17 protein-coding genes, 1 tRNA gene and 1 pseudogene are annotated in these 21509 nt (G+C 67.5%); 9 read left to right on the top strand and 10 right to left on the bottom strand.

The annotated features are described in order from the left end of the window. Positions 1–25: 25 nt before the first annotated feature. Positions 26–982, top strand: a complete 957-nt coding sequence (locus tag ACWEPG_RS07115) for a GDP-L-fucose synthase family protein (protein WP_452594143.1) — start codon at positions 26–28, stop codon at positions 980–982. On the opposite strand, the gene gmd is transcribed toward ACWEPG_RS07115, so the two are convergent. Both gmd and ACWEPG_RS07105 read right to left on the bottom strand, forming a co-directional pair. Further along, positions 970–2022 carry a GDP-mannose 4,6-dehydratase gene (gene gmd / locus ACWEPG_RS07110; RefSeq protein ID WP_452594142.1) on the bottom strand — a complete coding sequence of 351 codons (1053 nt, stop codon included), beginning with the start codon at positions 2020–2022 and terminating at the stop codon, positions 970–972. The two genes, ACWEPG_RS07115 and gmd, sit on opposite strands and share 13 nt — an antisense overlap. Further along, positions 2019–3287: a glycosyltransferase family 4 protein gene (locus ACWEPG_RS07105; RefSeq protein ID WP_452594141.1), complete on the bottom strand. Its 1269-nt coding sequence runs from the start codon at positions 3285–3287 to the stop codon at positions 2019–2021. The genes gmd and ACWEPG_RS07105 overlap by 4 nt, the downstream gene beginning before the upstream one ends. A gap of 199 nt (positions 3288–3486) precedes the next feature. Between ACWEPG_RS07105 and ACWEPG_RS07100 the strand changes: the two genes are divergently transcribed. Beyond that, positions 3487–4395, top strand: a complete 909-nt coding sequence (locus ACWEPG_RS07100) for a hypothetical protein (protein WP_450114096.1) — start codon at positions 3487–3489, stop codon at positions 4393–4395. A gap of 25 nt (positions 4396–4420) precedes the next feature. Here ACWEPG_RS07100 and ACWEPG_RS07095 read toward each other — a convergent pair whose 3' ends face one another. From ACWEPG_RS07095 to ACWEPG_RS07080, 4 genes are all read right to left on the bottom strand, one after another. Continuing rightward, positions 4421–5317, bottom strand: a complete 897-nt coding sequence (locus tag ACWEPG_RS07095; protein ID WP_452594140.1) for an NAD-dependent epimerase/dehydratase family protein — start codon at positions 5315–5317, stop codon at positions 4421–4423. Positions 5318–5378: 61 nt separating this feature from the next. Further along, positions 5379–6359, bottom strand: coding sequence for a ribose-phosphate diphosphokinase (locus ACWEPG_RS07090; RefSeq protein WP_450114098.1), 981 nt, complete (start codon positions 6357–6359; stop codon positions 5379–5381). After that, positions 6359–7834, bottom strand: coding sequence for a bifunctional UDP-N-acetylglucosamine diphosphorylase/glucosamine-1-phosphate N-acetyltransferase GlmU (gene glmU, locus ACWEPG_RS07085; protein WP_450114099.1), 1476 nt, complete (start codon positions 7832–7834; stop codon positions 6359–6361). The genes ACWEPG_RS07090 and glmU overlap by 1 nt, the downstream gene beginning before the upstream one ends. Before the next feature lie 120 nt (positions 7835–7954). Further along, a tRNA-Gln gene (locus ACWEPG_RS07080) sits at positions 7955–8025 on the bottom strand. A gap of 234 nt (positions 8026–8259) precedes the next feature. On the opposite strand from ACWEPG_RS07080, the gene ACWEPG_RS07075 reads away from it, so the two are divergent. The 5 genes from ACWEPG_RS07075 to ACWEPG_RS07055 all read left to right on the top strand — a co-directional run bounded on the left by ACWEPG_RS07075 (position 8260) and on the right by ACWEPG_RS07055 (position 14934). Then, the gene (locus ACWEPG_RS07075) at positions 8260–8850 is read left to right on the top strand and encodes a TetR/AcrR family transcriptional regulator (RefSeq protein WP_450114162.1); all 591 of its coding nucleotides are present in this window, start codon (positions 8260–8262) and stop codon (positions 8848–8850) included. Between the two features lie 144 nt (positions 8851–8994). Next, complete coding sequence (locus ACWEPG_RS07070; protein WP_452594139.1) at positions 8995–9630, top strand: ScbR family autoregulator-binding transcription factor; 636 nt, start codon at positions 8995–8997, stop codon at positions 9628–9630. Between the two features lie 143 nt (positions 9631–9773). Continuing rightward, positions 9774–13457: a transcription-repair coupling factor gene (gene mfd / locus ACWEPG_RS07065; protein WP_452594138.1), complete on the top strand. Its 3684-nt coding sequence runs from the start codon at positions 9774–9776 to the stop codon at positions 13455–13457. Further along, positions 13454–14125: a MazG family protein gene (locus ACWEPG_RS07060; RefSeq protein ID WP_450114102.1), complete on the top strand. Its 672-nt coding sequence runs from the start codon at positions 13454–13456 to the stop codon at positions 14123–14125. Before mfd ends, ACWEPG_RS07060 begins: the two co-directional genes overlap by 4 nt. Positions 14126–14253: 128 nt before the next feature. Beyond that, positions 14254–14934 carry a response regulator transcription factor gene (locus ACWEPG_RS07055; protein ID WP_450114103.1) on the top strand — a complete coding sequence of 227 codons (681 nt, stop codon included), beginning with the start codon at positions 14254–14256 and terminating at the stop codon, positions 14932–14934. Here ACWEPG_RS07055 and ACWEPG_RS07050 read toward each other — a convergent pair. Then, positions 14931–16328: an ATP-binding protein gene (locus tag ACWEPG_RS07050; RefSeq protein WP_452594137.1), complete on the bottom strand. Its 1398-nt coding sequence runs from the start codon at positions 16326–16328 to the stop codon at positions 14931–14933. The genes ACWEPG_RS07055 and ACWEPG_RS07050 overlap by 4 nt on opposite strands. 264 nt (positions 16329–16592) lie before the next feature. Here ACWEPG_RS07050 and ACWEPG_RS07045 point away from each other — a divergent pair, with 264 nt between their 5' ends. Then, positions 16593–16967 (top strand): DUF3703 domain-containing protein, encoded by a 375-nt coding sequence (locus tag ACWEPG_RS07045; protein ID WP_450114105.1) that lies wholly within the window; start codon positions 16593–16595, stop codon positions 16965–16967. 76 nt (positions 16968–17043) lie between these two features. On the opposite strand, the gene ACWEPG_RS07040 is transcribed toward ACWEPG_RS07045, so the two are convergent. Then, a complete protein-coding gene (locus ACWEPG_RS07040; protein WP_452594136.1) occupies positions 17044–18387 on the bottom strand; it encodes a lipase family protein in 1344 nt (447 codons plus the stop codon). Beyond that, on the bottom strand, positions 18387–19646 hold the full coding sequence (locus ACWEPG_RS07035) for a hypothetical protein (protein ID WP_452594135.1): 1260 nt from the start codon (positions 19644–19646) through the stop codon (positions 18387–18389). The genes ACWEPG_RS07040 and ACWEPG_RS07035 overlap by 1 nt, the downstream gene beginning before the upstream one ends. Positions 19647–19848: 202 nt before the next feature. On the opposite strand from ACWEPG_RS07035, the pseudogene ACWEPG_RS07030 reads away from it, so the two are divergent. Beyond that, positions 19849–20031 (top strand): annotated as a pseudogene (locus ACWEPG_RS07030) (hypothetical protein); the annotation flags it as partial. A gap of 222 nt (positions 20032–20253) precedes the next feature. Here the strand turns inward: ACWEPG_RS07030 and ACWEPG_RS07025 are convergent. Then, complete coding sequence (locus tag ACWEPG_RS07025) at positions 20254–21387, bottom strand: acyltransferase family protein (protein WP_452594256.1); 1134 nt, start codon at positions 21385–21387, stop codon at positions 20254–20256. Positions 21388–21509: the final 122 nt, after the last annotated feature.

Below are 21509 nucleotides of genomic sequence, written 5' to 3'. Positions count from 1 at the left end.
GGCCGTGTGCTGGAACAATGGCTCCATGGCGCTCGAGATGCTGGCGCGGGACACCCGCATCTACATCGCCGGCCACCGGGGACTGGTCGGGGCCGGGCTGTGGCGGCATTTCACCGAGGCCGGCTTCGTCAACCTGATCGGCCGCACGTCCGAGGAGCTGGACCTTCGCGACCCCCGTGCCACGATCGCATTCCTCGATGACGTGCGGCCCGATGTGGTGATCGATGCCGCCGCGCGTGTGGGCGGTATCGCCGCCAACGATGCCCGGCCGACGGAATTCCTGTCGGACAACCTGCGGATCCAGCTCAACCTGCTCGACGGCGCTGTCACGGCGGGCGTGCCGCGGTTTCTGTTTCTCGGATCGAGCTGCATCTATCCGAAGTTCGCCGAGCAGCCCATTCGGGAGGAGGCGCTGCTCACCGGCCGCCTCGAGGAGACCAACGAGGCATATGCGATCGCGAAGCTGGCCGGAGTCGCCCAGGTCAGGGCGATCCGCGCCCAGTACGGACTGCCGTACATCTCGGTGATGCCTGCGAGCGTGTACGGGCCCGGTGACAATTTCGCGGCGCACGCCAGCCACGTCCTCCCCGCCATGATCCGCCGCTTTCACGACGCGGCCCGCGGCGGGGCGCCATCGGTGACCTGTTGGGGCAGCGGGCAACCACGACGCGAATTCCTGCACGTGGACGATCTGGCCTCGGCATGTCACTTCCTGCTCGCCACCTACGACGACTCACTCCCGCTCAATGTCGGTAGCGGGGTGGATCTGACGATCGCCGAGCTTGCGCAGCTGGTTGCCGAGGTTGTCGGCTTCGACGGCGAGATTGCCTGGGACCTGACCAAACCGGACGGCACACCACGCAAGCTCCTCGATGTGAGCCGACTGACCGATCTCGGGTGGCGGGCGAGGATCCCGCTGGGTGACGGTGTGAAGTCGATGTACGAGTGGTTCCTCGACCATCGGGACGACTATCGGAGGTGACGCATCTCGGTGCCGCGCGGCCACCCCGGTATCACCGGACGGTCGACGTGGGCGGCACCTCCGGATTCCAGGGCGCGGATGTCCGCTTCGACCATGATCTTCACCAGTTCGGGCATGAGAACTTGAGGCTTCCATCCCAGGACCGCGTGGGCCTTGGCGGCGTCCCCGATGACTATGTCGACCTCGGCCGGTCGCCGGTACCGATCGTCGAACCGCACGTATCGCTCCCAGTCGAGACCGACGAGATCGAAGGCCACAGTGAGGAATTCCCGCACCGAGTAGCCGGTTCCTGTGGCCAGAACATACTCGTCGGGTGCGTCCGCCTGGAGCATCCGCCACATCCCGTCGACGTACTCGGGGGCGTATCCCCAGTCCCGTACCGCATCGATGTTGCCCAGGTACACATGCTCGTCCAGTCCGGCCCGGATCCGGGCGACCGCGCGGGTGATCTTCCGGCTCACGAATGTCTCTCCGCGGCGGGGTGATTCGTGATTGAACAGGATGCCGTTGACGGTGAACATCCCGTATGCCTCCCGGTAGTTCCGGGTCGACCAGTACGAGAACAGCTTGGCCGTGCCATAGGGGGACCGGGGATGAAGTGCGGTGTTCTCGTTCTGCGGAGGCGGTGAGGATCCGAACATCTCGGAACTCGACGCCTGGTAGAAGCGGCAGTTCAGACCCACGTGCCGGATCGCCTCGAGCAGGCGAACGGTGCCGAGTGCGGTCGATTCCGACGTCAGTTCGGGTTCGTCGAAGCTGACCCGGACGTGCGACTGCGCACCGAGGTTGTACACCTCGTCGGGGGCGATCTCGGCCAACAGCGTGACCAGGCGCGATCCATCCAGGAGGTCGCCGTAGTGGAGGTGCAGGCGGGCGTCGGGAGTGTGCGGGTCGACGTACAGGTGCTCGATCCGGCCGGTGTTGAAGGTCGATGCGCGGCGGATGATTCCGTGCACTTCGTAGTCCTTTGCAAGGAGGAACTCGGCAAGGTAGGAGCCGTCTTGGCCGGTGATCCCGGTGATAAGCGCGCGTCGGGTCATCGAGGTGCCTCCTCCTGCGTCCGAACCCGCCGGGAGGTGGCGAGTTCCCCGACCCACCGTTCGTAACGATCCAGCGCCGCGACCGGGGACAGTCGCTCGGTCACGTAGCGGCGGCCGGCCGCTCCCAACCGGTCTGCCAGGCTGCGGTCCCTCCCCAGCCGAACCGCCTCCCGCAGAAGTAGTTCCGGCCGTCCGGCGGGTACGCAGACGCCGGCGCCGGACTCGTCGATCTCGCCGGCGGTGAATCCGCCGGGATCGGTGGCGGCGAGGACCGGGCGGCCGGCGGCGAAATACGAAGTCAGCTTGCTCGGTACGGCCATCTGCGCGACACCCGGAAGTTCGTTGACCAGTAGGACGTCCGCGGCACCGAGTGCGGAGGGGAAGTCGTCCTCGGGAACCGGGGACAGGAATTCGAGGTTGGGCAGTCCGGCGCCCGCCACCTCCAGTCGGGGCCGCTGGTGGCCATCGCCGAGGAGGACGAACCGCACCCGAGACGGGTCCGGGCCGGCAAGGCGGGCGGCGGCGATCACGTTCTCCAGGCCTTGCTTCGCGCCCATGTTGCCGGCGTGCACGACGATGGTGTCGTCGGGGGACCAGCCCCGCGCCGCGCGAAATGCGGCGGCCGCGCCGGGGTCGGGGCGCTTGACATGGGTCCAGTTTCGGATGACGCGGATCCGGCCGGGATCGACACCGAGTCGGTCCACCAGATCGGCGCAGAACCCGGGGTGGATGACGGCGACACCGTCCGCGGACCGGGCGGCAGCGGACTCGACAGCCCGTACGGCCCGCACCGCATTGCCCGACAGCATCCCGGTCTCGACCACACCGCGGCTGTATTGGTCGTGCACGACGATGCCGAGGGCCGGTCGATTGGGTGTCAGGTGAACACGGGCCGCGGCCAGCGCGGTGGCGAGCAATGGCGGACTCACACATACGACGACGTCCGGCCGACCCCACCGGGCGGACAGCAGTTGCATCCCGAAGGCGAGCTCCATCGAGGCTCGTCCGATTCCGGAATGGCGGCGCGGTACCGGATGCCGAAACCGGCGCACGTGCACCCCGTCGTGATACTCGTGCGTGCGGAACCCGTGGTAGCCGTCGGCGACCCGCCACTGCGGGTAGTGCGGATACCCGGTCAGTACCTCGACTTCGTGGCCGCGGGCAGTGAGGCCGGCAGCCAGGCCGGTCGTGTACGGGGCGATTCCGGTCGACTCGGGTTCGTAGTTGATCCCGAGTAAGGCAACGCGGAGCCGGCGACCGGACACAGAATCGAGGGTAGTCGGCACTAGCCGGTGTACGGGCACAGAATCGCCCGTTTCGCAAGAGCACGCGCGTCGTACGAGGCGGCGCACACGATCTCCGAGCATTGACCGGGAAACGAGACACGGGGCATGCTTGGCGAGATGCGTCGCGAGAGCGACCGGATGGTTTCAGGCCGCCCGCGCCACTTCGGGAGGTGGGTCCGTGACGACCATTTTTACCAATCCACAGATGGACGATGACACCCGGCGAGGGCGCCTCTACGGGGGTGATGTGTTTGCCTACCCTGCGGGTCCGGGCCCTGCAGCCCTCGCCGAGCATGCCCGTGCGCTGATCGTCGCCGCATTCGGGGAACTGGATCCGGAAACAGCGCAGTATCGGATGCCTGTCGAGGAGTTTTCCGCGTTGCTCGCGGACCTCAAACCGAGGTTCATTCACCACCCGACGTCGAAGACCCTGATCCGGACCATGCTCGACGAGTTCGGATGCGATCTCGACAGGACCTATTTCGATGTTCCTCGGCTGCGCACCTCTACCGCGGATGACTACCTGACATCGGGGATTTCCTATGCCTTTCATCCGCATCGGGACACGTGGTATTCCGCACCCTTCTGCCAGATCAACTGGTGGATCCCCATCTATCCGGTGGTTCCCGAAAACGTGATGGCGTTCCATCCGCGGTACTGGACGACGGGAGTGCGCAACGGTTCTCGCCGATACGACTATTACGAGTGGAACCGATCGAGCCGGTCCACCGCAGCCGAGCACATCCACTCCGATACCCGGGACCAGCCCAGACCCGAGGAGCCGATCGAGCTCGATCCCCAGGTCCGAGTGGTCACCGAGCCGGGCGGCGTGATGTTGTTCTCCGGAAACCAACTGCACTCGACAGTGCCGAACGGCTCGGGAAGGACGAGGTTCAGCATCGACTTCAGGACTGTGAATCTCGACGACGTGATCGCGTGTCGGGAGGCGCCGAACCTCGACTCCGAATGCACTGGCACGTCCCTACGGGACTTCCTGCGGGCGCGGGACCTCGACCGTATCGCCGAAGACGTGGCGATCGAGTACGAGTCGACTGCTCGACCACCCCAGTGGACTGGTGAGAGCTGAAGCGAATCAGGCACCGGCACAAGGCTCAGGGATGTTGCCGGTACCACGCGACGGTTCGCGCAAGTCCCTCGTCCAGTGGCGTCGTCGGCGACCAGCCGAAAGTCTCGAAGGCTGGGCGCGGATCGGCGATCCGGCCGAACTCCAATGGTCGATCGGGCAGCGCACCGAACTCGGGTTCTGCCCGACGATCGGTATCGTCGCCGTCGGCGACCATGGCAGCGATGCGTTCGACGACCCGCCGGACACTGGTAGTCACTCCTGTGCCGATATCAAAGGTGCGTCCGAGGATTCGTTCGTCGGCAGCCTTGGCGGCGGCCACGAATGCGGCCGCGACATCGTCGACATACACCCAGTCGACTTCGCGGGAACCGCGGCTCAACTGCGGGGACTCGCCTGCCAGCAGTGTTCTGATGACATAAGGCACGAGCATCGTCTCATCGGTCTGGCCGGGACCGTAGACCATGAACGGACGCAGCGTGACGACAGGCAGACCGTATAGCGAGCGGAACATGTCGGCGTATGTCGCGGCCGACGACTTGGCAGCGGCGTAGGGCGAACTTGGCACGGACGGCGGATCGGTGACGTCCATCGACCCGGTCAGCATCACAAGGGGGGTGCCCAGGTTGCAGGCGGTGGTGAGGACATTGACGGTGGATATGAGGTTGTCACGCAGCGTCGTTGCGACGAGTTCCAGTGATCGGTTGCCCGAGACGTGACTCGCAAGATGGATGACGATCTCGGGTCGTAACGACCGCAGGATGTCCGTTGTCGCGTCCGGATCGGTCAGATCGGCGTAATACCGGCGTACCCCGTCGCCGTGTGGGGGTCTAGACCGGAGGACACCATGCACGTCGGCGCCCGATGCGGTGAACGCACGGGTGACCGAGCGGCCGATGAATCCGGCGGATCCGGTGACCAGCACACGGAGGCCCCGCAGGTCGCGGGCTCCGTGCGCCGGCATCGGACATCCCTCCAGGTGGCCTCTACGCGACGCCGTTGAACAGCGAGGTCACCGAGCCGTTCTCGAAGACCTCCTTGATGGTGCGTGCGAGCAGCGGGGCGATGGACAGCACCGTCAGGGTGGGGAAGCGCTTCTCCTCCGGGATCGGCAGCGTGTTGGTCGCGATGACCTCCTTGGCGCCGCAGGTGGCGAGGCGCTCGGCGGCGGGATCGGAGAACACGCCGTGCGTGGTGGCGATGACGACGTCACCGGCGCCGGCGTCCTTGAGTACCTTCACCGCACCGGCGATCGTGCCGCCGGTGTCGATCATGTCGTCGATCAGCACGCAGGTACGGCCCTTGACGTCACCGACGACGCGGTTCGACTTGACCTGGTTCGGGACCAGCGGGTCGCGGGTCTTGTGCACGAATGCCAGCGGCGCGCCGTCGAGGGCGTCGGCCCACTTCTCTGCGACCTTGACGCGACCGGCGTCGGGGGAGACCACGCAGACGTTGTCGGTGCCGTAGTTCTCGCGCACGTACTGGGCGAGCTGGCCGAGGGCGTGCATGTGGTCGACCGGTCCGTCGAAGAAGCCCTGGATCTGGTCGGTGTGCAGGTCGACGGTGATGATCCGGTCCGCACCTGCGGTCTTGAGCAGGTCCGCGATCAGGCGGGCCGAGATCGGCTCACGGCCGCGGTGCTTCTTGTCCTGGCGGGCGTACGGGTAGAACGGCAGGATCGCGGTGATGCGCTTGGCGGAGCCCCGCTTGAGCGCGTCGATCATGATCAGCTGCTCCATCACCCACTGGTTCAGCGGCGCCGGGTGGCTCTGCAGCACGAACGCGTCGGAGCCGCGCACCGACTCCTCGAACCGGACGAAGATCTCACCGTTGGCGAAGTCGGTGGCGGTCTGCGGGGTGACCTGGATGTCCAGCTCCTTGGCGACCTGTTCTGCCAGTTCCGGGTGTGCGCGACCGGAGAAGAGCATCAGGTTCTTCTGGTTGTCGATCCAATTCGCGGTCACTACTCTTCGCCGTCCTTGCTCGTGTTCTCGTTGTGCTGCTGCTGTGCGGAAGCGGCCGCCTCGGCGGCCGCCGTGCCGGGACGATTGCGCTCGACCCAGCCTTCAATATTGCGCTGCTTGCCTCCGGAGACGGCCAGCGCCCCCGGCGGCACGTCCTCGCGCAGGACGGTGCCCGCCCCGGTGTACGCGCCGTCGCCCACTCGGACCGGGGCGACGAACATCGTGTCCGACCCGGTCCGCACGTGCGACCCCACCACGGTACGGGTCTTGTTGACGCCGTCGTAATTGACGAAGACGCTCGACGCCCCGATGTTGCTGTGCGAGCCGATGCTCGCGTCGCCGACGTACGTGAGGTGCGGCACCTTCGTGTGATCGCCGATGTCGGAGTTCTTGACCTCGACGAATGCGCCCAGTTTGCCGGACTCTCCGAGCACGGTGCCCGGGCGCAGGTAGGTGAACGGGCCGACCGTGGCACCCGCGCCGATCACCGCGTCGTCGCCGTGCGTTCGTACCACCGACGCGCGGGCTCCGACCTTCACGTCGGTGAGGGTGCAGTCGGGACCGACCACCGCGTCCTCACCGATCCACGTGCGACCGTGCAGTTGGACGCCGGGCCGGATCGTCGCGTCCCGTTCGATGGTCACCTCGACGTCGATCCAGGTGGTCGCCGGATCGACGATGGTCACCCCGGCCCGCATGTGGGCCTCGAGGATCCGCCGGTTCATGTCCCGCGCGAGCGCGGACAGCTGCACCCGGTCGTTGGCGCCGGCCACCTTGCCCGAGTCGGCCAGCTGCGCGGCGTACACGTCCCGGCCCGACTGCCGGGCGATCTTCACCACGTCGGTGAGATAGAACTCGTGCTGTGCGTTGCTCGAATCCAGCCGCGACACGGCGTCCCTGAGCACCTGGGCGTCGAAGGCGTACACACCGGAGTTGACCTCGGTGATCGCGACCTGTTCCGGCGTGGCGTCCGCGTGTTCGACGATCTCCGACACCTCCCCGTTGGCGTCCCGCACGATCCGGCCGTATCCGTTGGCGTCTGTGGGGACGAAGGTCAGGACCGTCGCACCCGCCTGCGTCGGCTCCGCGAGATGCTCGTCGAGCAGCCCTCGGAGGGTGTGGCCGTCGAGCAGCGGCACATCGGCCGAGGTGACGACGACCGTCCCGGTGAAGTCCTCCGCCAACGCGGACAGGCCGCACTCGACGGCGTGGCCGGTGCCGTTCTGCTCCTCCTGGACGGTGGTGACGATCTCGCGGCCCAGTTCCGCGGCCACCTCCGCGACCGCGGCGCCGACCGCGTCCCGCTCGTGTCCGACGACGACCACCAGGTGTGCCGGGTCCAGCTCCGCTGCCGCGTGCAGCGAGTGCGCGAGCATCGAGCGGCCGGAGAGGGTGTGCAAGACCTTCGGGGTCTTCGACCGCATCCGTGTCCCCGCACCCGCGGCAAGGACGATCACGGCGGTCTCGATCGGCATGAAGCTCCCTCGGAATCGACAGTGTTCTGCATCTGCAGGGTCGTGCACCTGCAGTTTTGTGGCCCTGCGTCGTTGTCTTCTTCGTGAATGCGCGCGCATGCGTCAACTCCGCAAGCCTCGCTCCGCCGCCAGGACTCGAACCTGAACTATCTGAACCAAAATCAGAGGTGCTGCCATTACACTACGGCGGATTGCCTGCGGATTCGCAGAACATCCAGGGATCGAAACCCCGGCTTCGGCGGTCCGCTGTGCGCCCTAGATCCTCGCATGACGACTGGCGTCCTTGCCAACCGCCTCGCCGGAAATTCTTCCGAGGGCGCCTCGGCCGGTTCGGCGAGACCTGCCGATACGCTGACGGCATGTCGCGACCACCGCAGGCCCCCGCCGGCAAGCAGGCTCCCGCCGACAAACCGCCCCGGACCCGGATGACCGGAACGCAGCGCCGCGAGCAGCTGATCGAGATCGGGCGCAGCGTGTTCGCCGAGCGCGGTTACGACGCCACCTCGATCGAGGAGATCTCCGCTCGCGCCAATGTGTCCAAGCCGGTCGTCTACGAGCACTTCGGCGGCAAGGAAGGCCTCTACGCTGTGGTCGTCGATCGCGAGATGTCCGTGCTCTTGGAGATGGTGACCAGTTCCCTGGAACAGAACCGGTCCCGGGTCAGGGTCGAGCGTGCGGCGCTGGCACTGCTCACGTACGTCGAGGAACGGACCGAAGGCTTCCGCATCCTGGTCCGCGACTCACCCGTCTCCGCCGAGGAGGGGACCTATTCGAGCCTGCTCAACGAGGCGGTCTCTCGGGTCGGGCACATCCTGGCGGGCGACTTCTCGCGGCGCGGCTTCGATCCCGAGCTGGCACAGCTGTACGCGCAGGCGCTGGTGGGGATGGTCGCGACGACCGCGACGTGGTGGCTCGACGAGCGCACCCCGTCCAAAGAGGTCGTGGCCGCGCACCTGGTGAACCTCTGCTGGAACGGACTGACGAACCTGGAAGCGGATCCGCAACTCGGCGAGTGAGAGGGTCCGCCGCCGAGTTCGTCCGACCCGCCCGAATACAACTTCTGGTTCGAATGTACGAGTGCTGACCAGTTGCGTGTTACGTTTCGTACACACTTGACGTGGAGCGTGGTGCTTCACGCGGCGTTCACCACGAGGGCGGTCATGGTCAGGCAGGAACGCGCCGAGGCGACCAGGAACGCCGTCCTGTCGGCGGCCGCGGAGATCTTCGCCCGCGACGGCTACGCGGCGGCGAACCTCAGCGACATCATCACCAAGTCCGGGGTCACCAAGGGCTCACTGTACTTCCATTTCGCGTCCAAGGAAGACCTCGCGCGCGGGGTGATCGACGAGGGCACGCGCAAGGTCGAGGCCGCAGGCGCGCCGCTGACGGACCTGCGCGACCCGGCCCTCGAAGTCATGATCGGGCTGTCCTACCTGGTGACCGACGTCGCGGCAGCCGATCCGGTCGTCGCCGCGATGTTCCGCCTCCACCACGAGATCGGCGACCACCGGGGGACCGGCGACAATGTCGTCGCCACCTGGCAGCAGTACCAGGTCGCGCTGGCGCGCCGGGCCCAGGAGGAGGGGGACGTCGACCCCGCCGCCGACCCCGACGAGGTCGGGACCTTCATCTTCGAGACGCTGTTCGGCGTGCGGGTGGTCGCGCACGCGACGGGAACGCTCGACCAGGTGTCCGCCCGCCTGGAGCGGGCCTGGCACTTCATGCTGCCCGCCCTGGTCGAGCCGTCGAAGGTCGAGTACTTCCGGCAGTTCGCCCACCGCCGCTCGCGGCGGTGACATCGCGCCGTTCCCGGCCATGACACGGGCCCGACCCGGCGGTGGCCGGGGTCCGGGACGGTCGGTCACCCGGCCTAGAATCGACCGTGGTCGTCGACACGGCGGCCGTACTCGTTCGGCGATCCAGGGGCGGTCACATTCACATGCCATCGACGCTGTCCACGGCCAACCCGGATTCCGGTCAGGCGCATCTTCCGCTCGCGGGCATTGCCCGGGTCGCGCTCGCAGGTGCGGCCTTCGACGCGGTCCGGGACGCCCTCGGTCGTGCGGAACTCGCGCTTGTCGCACCGAACCCCGTCCGGCCCTTCCTCGCGACGGCGATCGCCGAGCACAGTCAGCTGCTGCTGGTCACCGCGACCGGACGCGAGGCCGACGACCTCACGACGGAACTCCGGGAGATTCTCGGTGACGCGGTCGCCCAGTTCCCCTCGTGGGAGACCCTGCCGCACGAGCGGCTCTCGCCCGGAGCCGACACCGTCGGTCGCCGGCTCGAGGTGCTGCGTCGGCTGGCACACCCCGAGAACGCCGACTACGGTCCGCCGCTTCGGATCGTCGTCACCACCGTGCGTTCGTTGGTGCAGCCGATGGCTCCGGGCCTCGGCGAGATCGAACCGGTCAACCTGCGGGTCGGGAGCGAGGTCCCGTTCGAGGAACTGATCACGCGGCTCGTCGAGATGGCGTACACGCGGGTCGACATGGTCGGTAAGCGCGGCGAGTTCGCCGTCCGCGGCGGCATCCTCGACATCTTCTCGCCGACCGCTGATCACCCTGTGCGTGTGGAGTTCTGGGGCGACGAGGTCACCGAGCTGAGGTCCTTCTCGGTCGCGGACCAGCGCTCGCTGCCGGAGCTGACCGTGACCACCCTGATCGCGCCGCCGTGCCGGGAGCTGTTGCTCACAGAGAAGGTCCGGGACCGCGCGTCGGCCCTGGCGCAGGACAACCAGGCCGACGCGGCCCTGGTTGAAATGCTCGACAAGCTCTCCGCCGGTATCCCCGTCGACGGCATGGAGGCGCTGCTGCCCGTGCTGCAGAACGGGGAGCTGGTGCTGCTGACCGAGGCGCTGCCTGCCGGAACCCACGTCCTGCTGTGCGACCCGGAGAAAATCCGCACCCGCGCAACCGATCTGGTGCGCACCGGCCAGGAGTTCCTGGAGGCCTCATGGACCGCGGCCTCGATCGGCGCGGAGGCACCGCTGGACACCTCGACTCTCGACACCTCCAGCGTCGGGGTGTCCGGTGTGGACCTGGCGGCGTCGGCGTACCGGACGCTGCGGCAGGTGCACGAGAGCGCGGTGGAGCAGGGGCGACCCTGGTGGACGGTCAGCCCGCTGGCGTCGGGCAGCGACACCGAACTGGTGCTCGACCTCCAGGCCGCACCCGAGGTCCGCGGATCGGACGAACTGCTCGCCGAGTTGTTCGTGATGCTGCGGGCCCACGTCACCACCGGCGGCCGCGCCGCGATCGTCGTCGCCGGATCGGGCACCGCGCAGCGGGTACTCGAACGCCTGTGGGACGCCGAGGTGCCCGCGGCACTGCTGGCGCCGGGCGCCGAACCGGCACGCGGGCAGGTGTCCGTGCTGTGCGGCACCCTGCAGAGCGGACTGATCCTTCCGGCGCAGCGCCCCGACGTCGGGCTGGTGCTGGTCTCCGAGTCGGATCTGACCGGCAACCGGGTCGCCGCGGCCGGTGACGGCCGGAAGCTGCCGCCGAAGCGGCGCAACCAGGTGGACCCGCTGGCACTGACCGCCGGCGACATGGTGGTGCACGACCAGCACGGCATCGGCCGATTCGTCGAGATGGTCGAGCGCACCGTCGGCGGCGCCCGCCGCGAGTACCTGGTGATCGAGTACGCGGCGAGCAAACGCGGCCACCCCGGCGACCGGCTGTTCGTCCCGATGGAATCCCTCGACCAACTCTCCCGCTACGTCGGCGGCGAGATGCCCGCGCTGAGCAAGCTCGGCGGATCAGACTGGGCCAACACGAAACGCAAGGCACGCAAGGCGGTTCGGGAGATTGCCGGCGAGCTCGTCCAGCTGTACGCCGCCCGGCAGGCGGCGCCCGGTCACGCCTTCGGCCCGGACACCCCGTGGCAGAAGGAGATGGAGGACGCCTTCGCGTTCACCGAGACCCAGGACCAGCTGACCGTCATCGACGAGGTCAAGGCGGATATGGAGAAGCCGGTCCCGATGGACCGGGTCGTCATCGGCGACGTCGGCTACGGCAAGACCGAGGTCGCGGTGCGGGCCGCCTTCAAGGCCGTCCAGGACGGCAAGCAGGTCGCGGTGCTGGTGCCGACCACCCTCCTCGCGCAACAGCATCTGCAGACCTTCACCGAGCGGATGGCCAGCTTCCCTGTCAAGGTGCGGGGGCTGTCCCGGTTCACCGATCCCGGTGAGTCGAAGGAGATCATCGCGCAGCTGGCCGACGGCGAGATCGACGTGGTGGTCGGGACCCACCGGCTGCTGCAGACCGGGGTGCGGTGGAAGGACCTCGGTCTCGTCGTCGTCGACGAGGAGCAGCGGTTCGGCGTCGAACACAAGGAGCACATCAAGGCGCTGCGGACCCACGTCGACGTGCTCACGATGTCGGCCACCCCGATTCCGCGCACGCTGGAGATGAGCATGGCCGGCATCCGGGAGATGTCGACGATTCTCACTCCGCCGGAGGAACGGCACCCGATCCTCACGTACGTCGGTGCCTACGCCGACAAGCAGGTCGCTGCCGCGATCCGGCGTGAGCTGCTCCGCGATGGCCAGGTGTTCTACGTGCACAACCGGGTCAGCTCGATCGACAAGGCTGCCAAGCGGATTCGTGACCTGGTTCCGGAGGCTCGGGTGGTGGTCGCGCACGGTCAGATGAACGAGGAGACCCTGGAGAAGACCGTGCAGGGCTTCTGGGAGCGCGAGTTCGACGTGCTGGTGTGCACCACGATCATCGAGACCGGGCTCGACATCTCCAACGCCAACACCCTGATCGTCGAGCGGGCAGATTCGCTCGGTCTCTCGCAGCTGCACCAGCTGCGCGGTCGGGTCGGGCGCAGCCGGGAACGTGGGTACGCCTACTTCCTGTATCCGCCGGAGAAGCCGCTCACCGAGACCGCGTACGACCGGCTCGCGACCATCTCGCAGAACTCGGACCTCGGTGCCGGCATGGCCGTCGCGATGAAGGACCTCGAGATCCGTGGCGCCGGAAACGTGTTGGGTGCCGAGCAGTCCGGGCACGTCGCCGGTGTCGGTTTCGATCTGTACGTGCGCCTGGTCGGTGAGGCGGTGGAGGCGTACCGCGCCGTCGCGGACGGCCGGCCGATCACCACCGACGAGGCACCGAAGGAGGTGCGGATCGACCTGCCGGTGGACGCGCACATCCCCCCGGACTACGTCACCAGCGACCGGTTGCGGCTCGAGGCGTATCGCAAGCTGGCGGCCGCGGGCAACGACGACGAGATCACCGCTGTCATCGACGAACTCGTCGACCGTTACGGTGCGCTGCCGGAGGAGGTCGGCCGGTTGGTGTCGGTGGCGAAGCTGCGGTTGCTGTGCCGTGAGTACGGGATCGAGGAGGTGGCCGTCACCGGTACCCAGCTGAAGATCTCGCCGATGCAGCTGCCGGACTCGAAGCAGTTGCGGCTCAAGAGGTTGTACTCGGCGGCGCAGTACCGGGCGACCACCGGCATGGTGCAGATGCCGTTGCCGCGGACCGGGGGTGTCGGTTCCGACCGGGTGCGGGATGTGCAGCTGTTGCAGTACATCGCGGACTTCCTGCTGGCGATGGACGGCAAGGCCGCGGGAGCCGTGGACGTGTCCGTCCCGGTGGGGGCGCCCGCGTGAGCGACGAGGGCGGTCGACTCGGGGACGGTCTCGTCGAGGCCGCCGAGGTGATGGACCGGCTGTGGTCGTACGGCGGCTGGGAGGTCACCCAGACCCACGACTCGCTGCGCCGGTACCTGCTAGAGGAGACCTACGAGCTGCTCGACGCGATCGAGGAGGGCGACCCGGTCGGTCTGCGCGAGGAGCTGGGCGATCTGCTGCTGCAGGTGCTGTTCCATTCCCGGATCGCACAGGAGTCGGCCACCGACCCGTTCACCGTCGACGACGTGGCACGGGGGCTGGTCACCAAGCTCGCCCTGCGCAGCCCGCATCTGACCAACGGTCACACCGGCCCGATCGATGTCGCCGAGCAGGAGCGGGCGTGGGAGGTCGCGAAGGCGGCGGAGAAGGCGCGCGCCTCCTGTCTGGACGGGATCGCGATGGCGCAGCCGGCTCTTGCGTTGGCGGAGAAGGTGATCGAGCGGGCCACCAGGGCGGGGCTGCCTGCCGAGCTGGTGCCCGAGGAGTTGCGGGTCGTGCGGATCGTCGTGGGCGAGAACGCCGAGGACATGCTTCGCAAGGCCGTCCTGGCCTTCGCTGCGCGGATCCGGGCGGCCGAGCAGGCGGCGCGCAGGGCCGGGCCGGACTCCGGGGCGATCGCACCCGCGACCTGGTCGCAGGTCTGGTGACGGCGAGCCGACGGTCCGACCGCGGGACGGTGTGTAGCGTGCGGGTGCCTCCTGCACGCGTCACGTGGTGACGAAGTTCTCCGAGGTGACCTCACTACGACCGGGCGTGACGGGGGATAGTGAAGGCCGTGCGAATACTCGTGGTGGAGGATGACCGCAACGTCGCGGAGACGGTGCGCCGCATGCTCGTGGCCGAGAGTTGGGTCGTCGACGTGGTCCACGACGGTCGCGAGGGCCTGGAGAAGGCGAGCACAGAGCATTTCGACGTCGTGGTCCTCGACATCATGATGCCCGGCCTCAACGGGTACGAGGTGGTGCGGCAGATGCGGCACGAAGGTGTGTGGACGCCCGTGCTGATGCTGACCGCAAAGGACGGCGAGTACGACCAGGCCGATGCGTTCGATTTCGGTGCCGACGACTACCTGACGAAACCCTTCTCGTTCGTCGTGCTGATCGCGCGGCTGCGGGCGCTGGTGCGCCGTGGTGCACCGGTGCGACCGGCGGTGCTGACCGCAGGATCTCTCACCGTCGACCCGGCGGCTCATGTCGCCAGGCGAGGCGATGTCGAACTGACCTTGACACCAAGGGAATTCGGAATGCTCGAGTACCTGATGCGGCACAAGGGTGAAGTTGTGACGAAGGCCGGGATCCTCGAGTCCGTGTGGGACGTCAACTATCGCGGTGACGAGAACGTCGTGGAGGTCTACGTCAGCTACCTCCGAAAGCGGATCGACGCGCCGTTCGGGTGCAAGGCGATCGAGACGGTCCGCGGTGTCGGGTATCGGCTTGCCGCCGACGGCGGCGGCTAGCCATCCGGCAACGGCAGGGTGAATCCGACGGTGGCACCGTCTCGTCCGTCGGCGACGACCACCTGTCCGTGGTGTGCATGCACGATCTCGCTGACGATCGCCAGACCGAGCCCCGAACCGCCGCTACCCCGTTCGCGGGCGGTGTCGAGGCGGACGAACCGTTGCAGGACACGTTCCTTGTCGGCGTCGGCGATGCCGGGCCCGTTGTCGGAGACGGTCACGCACACGTGGCCGCGATCGGCGTCGACGGTGATGGCGAAGTCGAGGCGGTCACGGGTGTGGCGGGCAGCGTTGTCCGCGATGTTTCGCAGGGCGCGGGCCAGTTTCTCCCCGTCGCCTCGCACTCGGGCCGCCACGATGCTCGCCGTGATCGTGTGGCGACCGAGTGCCTCGAGGCGGGCGACCTCCGCGCTGACCACGTCGTCGAGGTCCACATCGGCGACTCGCAGCGGGACGCCCTTTTCGTCGGCGCGTGCCAGGAACAACAGATCCGAGACCATGCCCTGGAGGCGGAGGGCTTCGGGCAGCATGACCGTCTCGACGGTCTCGGGATCGATGGGCAGCTGCTTCGTTCGGGACAGATCGAGCAGGCCGACCAGCGTGGTGAGCGGGCTGTTCAGCTCGTGTGACGCATCGTTCACGAACCGCATCTGCTGGGTCCGGGCGGTGTCGATGCGGTCGAGCATCGCGTTCATGGTGCTGGCCAGCGTCGCGATCTCGTCGCCGGTGTCCGGTACGGGGACACGCTGATCGAGGTTTCCGCCCGAGATGTCGTCCACCCGTTTGCGGATGTCGTCGACCGGTTTCAGGGTGCGCGCGACGAACCAGTAGGTCAGCAGCGCCGTCCCGAGCACGATGAGCGGGATCACGACGGCGCCCAGCTTGGCGACGAGGTGGACGAGCGAGTCGAGGCGTCCTTCGGATGCGCCCACCTCGACCGTGACCGGACCGTCGTCGGGGGTGGTCACGCCGACCAGCGCGGCTCGGAATCCCGGACCGTCGGGCGTCGTCCTGAGGCCGCCGACCCGCGTCTCCTCGCCAGGCGCCAGACCGGGGCTGAGCGGTCCGGTCGGGTAGCGCACGTCGCTGAAGACGACCCGCCCGGAACCGTCGACGACCTGGATGATGTCGACATACCGGCTTGCGGTCAGCAGCGACGCGTCGAGAGCGCCGAGTCCCTCGGACTCGGCGACCGCCGCGATCTGCCTGGCTCTCGCAGTGGTGGCCACGTCGGCGGAGTGCCGTGACGAGTTGTGGATGGCGACGAGCACCACCGCGGCGGCGGCGGTCAGCGTGACCGCAACCAACAGGGTGGCCAGCAGCGTCAGGCGGATGCGGACCGGTTTCGCCCGCCGCCGGGCCCGGCTCGCCCACGCCGGGATTCGGGGTAGCACGGCTCCGACAGTAACCGTGCCGCCCGGACCGTCTGTAGCGCTACTCAGCGTCCCCTAAGTATTCCTGGGTCAGGATGAATTCGCGCACAGCGCACCACACCTGCCGCCACCCGCTTGTGACGGGCTGACCAGCATCGTTCGCGACGATCGTCGAGGCGAGGCCGAAGGGACAACATTCATGGCTACTCGTACCGGACGCCGCCTGGCCGCCGTAGGCACGCAGAGCCTGCTCGGCGGCGTCCTGAGCCAGTTCAGCAGCTAAGGGTGGTCGACACCGAGCCGAAGGAACTGTCGATGACGATGCCCGCGCGTGTTCGCGCCGCGTACTCCGCCGAGATGTACGACGCCCGCACTGCGTACGACGAAGCACAGAAGTGGACGCACCTCGAGCAGGCTCACATCCTGTCTCAGCACCACGCGTGGCTGCACACCCGCAACCATCTCGCGATGCTCGCCCTTGCTCTGCGGCAACGGGATTGGCGTGAGGCCGCCGGGCAGCTCCTGCGGATTGTCGTGGCCGCGCCCGCCGCCGCCCTGCGGCGATATCCCTCCGGCAACACCGGACGTACGGCCGTGGGACTCACGACGCACGTCCCGATCCCGGAGGACATGGCTCGGTTCCTCTCCGAGGCCGCCTAGACCGTCGGCGACCGCCTGGAACCCCATGAGTGGCTCCCGGCGGTCGCCGACGAAGGGCAGACCCGATCGGAGCGGGTCAGCCCTCCCGCACGGTCTTCGTCAGCCAGTCGATCGTCTGCATGCCGAACAGGTCGGTTCCCCAGCCGTACATGTTCCCGACGAAACGCTCCGTGCTGCAATCGGTGCCCGCATAGGTGACATCGGTGCCGCCGGCCCGGTACCGGTCGGTGAGATCTCGCGAATCCTGCGCCGGTACCAGCGACATCGGGGAGTCATCGGCGCGGCACGAGGTGATCAGCACCTTCGACCGGGGCGCGGCACCGCGGCCGAGTTCGTTGTCGGCGTAGACGTGCTGAAAGTCCGGGATGTCGGCGGGGGAGGCGCCGCCGATGAACAGTGCATTCAGCGGTGCGAACGGCAACGTGAAGTAGGCGGGGGTCTGGCACTGTGTGCGGTACCAGTCCGCGACTTCCTTGCCGAGTGGGGTCAGCTTCTCGTCGATACGCATCTCCGGGTAACGGGGTTCGAGGCCGAGCAACGTGGCGAAGGCGAATCCCGCGCCGACCGACCCGTCCGCCATCCGGATGAAGTTCCGCTGGTCGACCACCATCCCCTCGAGCACCGTCGCGCGGATGTCGAGCTCCGGCGCATAGGTGTCGTGGTACTCGGCGGCGAAGGCCGCCCCGACGCCGCCACCGGCGATGCCGAACAGTCCGATCGGTGCCTTCGGGTTCAGCCCGGCCTCGTCGAGGGTGAGCGCCGCGCGGATCGCGTCCAGTTGTGCCTTGCCTCCGAAGCGGCCCGCGAACACGCCGTGCGGGTTCGGATCCGCGTCGTTGCCGACGTCACTGATCACCACGGCCTGGCCCCGGTTGAACATCTGTGCCAGCGGGCCGAGCGCGGACCACGACGATCCGTCGAGCGGGTTGGCGCCCGTCCACTGCGAGCTCGGATGGCACTTCGCGCCGATGCTGTCGTTGGCCTGCTGGTAGGAGATCACCTGACGTTCGGAGTTCGGGGTGCCGTCCACCGGAATCATCACGATGCCGGTGCTGATGGTGGGGCTGCCATCGAGATCCGACGTGACGTACATGATCTTCCATGCATCGAGGTTCGCCGGTCGATAGGCGGCGAACTGGACGTCGACCTTCTTCTCCTTGAGCAGGGTGCCGGGACGTTCGGAGCCCGTCAGCGCCGGCTCGGCGTAGAACGGGTCGTCGGCGGCCAGGCCCGCGTCGAACTCGGCGCGGGTCGCGAAACGTCCCTGCTCGAGCGCCTCCAGCGAGAAGCCGGTGACGACCTCGCCGATGGCGGGCGTGGACACCGGCGGCGCGGCGGGATCGGCGGACGCCGGTGCGGCGCAGGCGAGTGCGGCCACCGCCGCCAGCGCAGCGGTGGGGACCAGGGGAGCGATCCGCATCAGGACACCTCGACCTTCGTGTTGCGCAGGGCGGAGTCGAAGAACTGCGGCAACGTCAGCAGGGGACGCTTCGACTTGAACTGGGTCTCGTAGGGTACCTGCAGTTGCGCCTCGAGCATCGGCCAGTTGTTTTCGACCTGGAACTTGTAGCGCGGCAACAGCTCCGCGTTGATGTAGTCCCAACGATCCTCGAAGACCGACCAGTTCCACGAGGGCAGCGGTGTCGTCACCGTAGTGGCACGACCGTTGGGCAGCGTGACGCTCACCTGGATCGGGCGGACGGACCGCGGCGGCGTCACTCCCGCGACCGACGGCGAGGCGGCAACGGTCGACAGGTAGGTGATCGCCTCGCCGACATCGCCCTTGTAGCTGCGCACAGCGTCCCACTGATCCTTGATGATGACGCCCTGTTCGCGGCGCAGCAGCGTCCCGTTGCCCCGGGCGACACGCTCGGCATCGTTCGACGCGATGTCGTACCAGGCGTCGAGGATGTCGTCGCCGAACAGGCCGGCGCGGTGCATCTCCTCGAGCGCTGGCCGGCCGCCGGTCACGTATGCGCGGTGCATCGGCATCAGGTCGGAGAAGATGTTCTTCTGCATCACCAGGATCATGCCCAGGATGTAGCGCAGGTCCTCGGCAGTGATCGTCTCGCCCGCCGAGGCGAGGGCACGCAGCCCCTCTGGGAGCTGGGCCACGGCCTGCGGGCCCGCGGCGTCGGCGACGGTGGTGACGACGGCCCGCGACAGTCGGCTCAGCCCGGGCAGGTCGTAGGCGTCGGTGAGGAGGTCGAAGTCGGCGAGACCGCCACCGAAGTCGGCACCGACCTGGCCGCCCATCCCGGCCCACTGCAGCTCGCGGTGGTCGAGTTGCAGGTCCTCGTAGTAGCGGTACGAGCGGATCAGGTTGTCCCGGTTGGCCTTCACTCCGGCCCGCGGATCCCACGACGCGAGGTCGATACCGGCAGTGCGGGTGACGTCGGTGAGCCAGTACTGGTGCAGCAGGGCCGCATAGCTGGTTGGCGCGACCCCCGTGGCGCGGGCCTGGTCGAGGAACCCGCGCAGCACATCGGGGTCATTGGGCAGAGCGGGATTTACGCCGCCCGGTGAGACCGAGGCGTCTCGGTTGACCAGCGGCAGGTCGAGGTAGTTGTCGAGGTTGTCGGCCTGCGCCGCGGGTGCGACCAGCGCGACGGTCGTGGTGACCGCGGCGGCGAGCGCGGTGGCCGTGATGGAGCGGCCGGCGCGAATGACGAGCTTCATTGGTCCCCCCGGACATTGTTCCTACTTTCCAGTAAGTATCCGAGGTGGTAGCTGAAGCGTTACTCCCAGACGATGGAGCGGGGACGTGGTGGGGACACCCGCGTAGCGCCGAGGTCGGCTCGGGGACGGTCTCGTCGAGGCCGCCGAGGTAATGGACCGGCTGTGATCGTACGGCGGCTGGGAGGTCACCCAGACCCACGACTCGCTGCGCCGGTACCTGCTCGAGGAGACCTACGAGCTGCTCGACGCGATGGAGGAGGGCGATCCGGTCGACTCCGTGAGGAGCTGGATGATCTGGTGCTGCAGGTGCTGTTCCATTCGCGGATTGCGCAGGCGTCGGCCACTGACCTTTTCGCAGCCGAGGGCGTCGCACGCACTGTGGTGACCACACTGTCACGGCCCAGTCCCATCTGGCCAACGGTCACATCGGCCGATCGATGTTGCCGAGCAGGAGCGGGTTTGGGAGGTCGTGAAGGCGGCGGAGAAGGCGCCCAGCTGTCGGGACTGGATCGCGATGGCGCAGCCGGCTCTTGCGTTGGCGGAGAAGGTGATCGAGCAGGCCACCAGGGCGAGGCTGCTTGCCGAGCTCGACCCGTTGCGGATACCCTCACGTTTGGCCGATGGTCCACGTCCAGGGTCTTCGAATGCGCGGCATCGTCACAGGAGCAGGCTGGGGGTTGCCCCGGGTCCGCGTCTTTTCCCCGAACAGCAGCGTGTGAAGAACGCGCGTCCTCCGCACGGCTAGTTGCAATGCGATAGGTGCGGCGATACCGGCCACCAGTCCCACGACGAACAGCTCAGGCCGTGCGTGCAGACCGAGATGCTCGAGGGCAATGCGTGAGGCCGCCGTCGCGAAGACGTGGAAAAGGTAGATGCCGAACGAGAATCCACCGATCCACACCAGCACCCGGGCATTCGCCAGGTGGCGGGCTGAGTAGATCAAGACGACTGCGATTGCCCCGACGGCGATCGTGAGCGCCCGGTCGGAGTGCGCGTCGATGCGGTACACCCTGAAGACAACGAGCAGGCGCACGGAATACACGGCGGCGAACGCTGCGACCGCGAGCAGGGCTTGGTTGCCACGCAGATCGAACAATGCGTGCCGACGCAACCCGTAACCGAGCAGGAAGAATGGAAGCAGTCGCACAGCTCCGCTGATGGTGAAGACATCGGCAGTCGGAGGGATGTGAACGACTACGAAGGCGACAGACGCGGCGATTGTCATGACGGCCCACGATGGTCGCGAGGCGAGTGCGCCACAGCTGTCGAGAAGTCCGACGATCAGGAAGATGAGAAAGATCGACTGGAGAAACCACAGGTGCTCGAATCCGAAAACGTATGTGTGCCATAGTGCAACACCACTCGGCTTCGAATTTGTGTCCGGCACCGTCTCCAGCGCGACGTAGAGCAACGTGCCGACAGTGATCAGCGGGATCAACAGGCGCCGCGACTTTCCCGCGACGAGTCCCGGCAAATTTCGCCAATGCTCGACCGGGCGCATGGCGTACACGTACCCGGAGATCACGGTGAACAGTGGCAAGCGGATGTCGGCGAGAGCGAGATAGGCGTACCGCCATGGCGTATCGTCCGCTGCGAGAAGTCCTTGGCTGGCCGTCGCACCGATCACATGCCCCGCCACGACGAGGAGCACCGCGACGCCCCGCAGCGCTTGGATCGCCGGTTCTCGTCGGCGCGCCAGCGATGAGGTGAAATCTGTATGAGGTGGGACTGTGTGGGGCATAACCCCTCCGGCCGTGCGCATGTCGAACACGCGAGTCGGCGTCCCTCGGTTGCGCTCGAATAGGTGCATCGAAGCAGCCGCGGCCGCCCAGTATGGCGCTGACCACAGATGCTATCACCCTC

It is taken from the genome of Rhodococcus sp. NPDC004095, assembly GCF_053604015.1.
Note: the sequence above shows the minus strand (reverse complement) of the source record. Positions and strands in the feature narration are given on the sequence as shown.